Origin of the sequence: Arthrobacter sp. Hiyo1 (assembly GCF_001263615.2) — a bacterium.
GTDB lineage: Bacteria > Actinomycetota > Actinomycetes > Actinomycetales > Micrococcaceae > Arthrobacter.
Genome location: NZ_DF952472.1, coordinates 61,276 through 62,773, shown reverse-complemented (window position 1 = coordinate 62,773; position 1,498 = coordinate 61,276). Strand labels below are relative to the sequence as shown.

Below are 1,498 nucleotides of genomic sequence, written 5' to 3'. Positions count from 1 at the left end.
CTGGAGAACGTGGTGCTCGTGCCGCACCTCGGCTCCGCGACAGTGGAGACGCGTACCGCAATGGCGATGCTCGCCGCCGACAACGCCCTCGCCGTGCTCAGCGGCGAACAACCGCCCGCACCGATCAATTAGAGGCTGGCTGGGGTCGAGTCCGCCGTACGTCCACCGCGCGGCGGAATCGAGCCGCAGCTCAGCGTCCTTCAGGACGACAATCAGATGAAGTTACGCGGGCGAACTGGTCGAACCCCGTGTGATGAGCCGGGTCGCGAGCTCAATCCTTGGCCCGTCCGTGTTTGGGTCGATGCCTTCTCGCTGATTCGTCAAGCGCAGGAGCATGCGAAAGGCGGTGGCCCCCATTTCCTGAATGGGCTGCCTGACCGTCGTCAGTTGCGGTGTCGCCCAAGTCGCTTCGGGCACGTCATCGAATCCGACCACGCTGACGTCCCCGGGGATGTCGAGGCCGAGGTAGCGCACCGCGTCGTAGACGCCGAGGGCCATCATGTCCGATGCCGCGAAGATGGCGGTCGGCCTGTCCTCCCGGTCCAGGATGTCGACGGCGAAATCGCGTGCCTCGTCGCGGTTCCAATCAGCAGCACCGATTAACCGAGGCTCGACGTGCAGGTCCATGGCCGACAGGGCAGAACGAAAACCGTCGAGGCGCGCCCGACTGTAGAGGTGATTCTTCACCCCTCCGATGAGGCCGAAATGCTTGTGTCCCAGGCTTAGAAGGTGCTCCGCCGCAATCCGTCCACCTTCCCAGTTCGCCACGCCCACGCTCGCGGCACTGCGAGGGGCAGGGCTCATCGGGTCGATGAGGACGACCGGTATGCCAGCCGCGTCGAGTGCGCTCAGCTGCGTCGACGTCGGATCGACCAGGACGACGATGGCTCCGGTTGAGGGGCGGCGCAGGAGGCGGCCCACCCAGTCGCGGTCCGGGCGGGCGATCGTGAGGACCACGTCGCAGTCTGCGACCGCCGCGGCTTCTTCGACGCCGGTGAGGATGCTATTTGGCCAGGAACCACCGATGTTGCTCACCACAAGGTCGACAAGGCGAGGCGCGTTCGCGGGCAGCCGGCCCACAGCTTGTGATCGCTTGGTCTTCGCGTAACCCATCTCCTGTGCGATCCGGACCACGCGCTCGCGCGTCACAAAAGACACGTCTGTTGCTCCGCGGAGAACCTTTGACACTGTCGGTGTGCTGACGCCGGCCGCGGCTGCCACGTCGGCCAAGGTCGGGTTCTTGCCATCCGCCGCTGGACTGTTGTTTTGCGCAAAATTATCCTTTGATCTCCGAATGGCGATATGTATACTCACTCTGCGCAAAACGATAATCGAAAATTGCGCAACTTTTCAAATTGCGATGACCCGGTGGCGGGTCAAGGAGGAAAGTCGATGGAGACTTCACGTCTTACTACATCAAGGCGGGGCTTCTTGGGCCTTGTCGGAGGCGGCGCGGCCGTCGCCGCTCTTGCGGCTTGCTCGACCGGGGGCGGTGGCG

Annotated in this window: 1 protein-coding gene and 1 pseudogene; one reads left to right on the top strand and one right to left on the bottom strand. The window is 64.0% G+C overall.

What is annotated here, in order from left to right:
• Positions 1-132 (top strand): annotated as a pseudogene (locus tag AHiyo1_RS26845) (D-glycerate dehydrogenase); the annotation flags it as partial.
• A 90-nt stretch (positions 133-222) separates the two neighbouring features.
• On the opposite strand, the gene AHiyo1_RS13960 reads toward AHiyo1_RS26845, so the two are convergent.
• Entirely contained in the window at positions 223-1,221 is a 999-nt protein-coding gene (locus AHiyo1_RS13960; protein WP_059388971.1) for a LacI family DNA-binding transcriptional regulator, read from the bottom strand.
• Between the last annotated feature and the right edge of the window lie 277 nt (positions 1,222-1,498).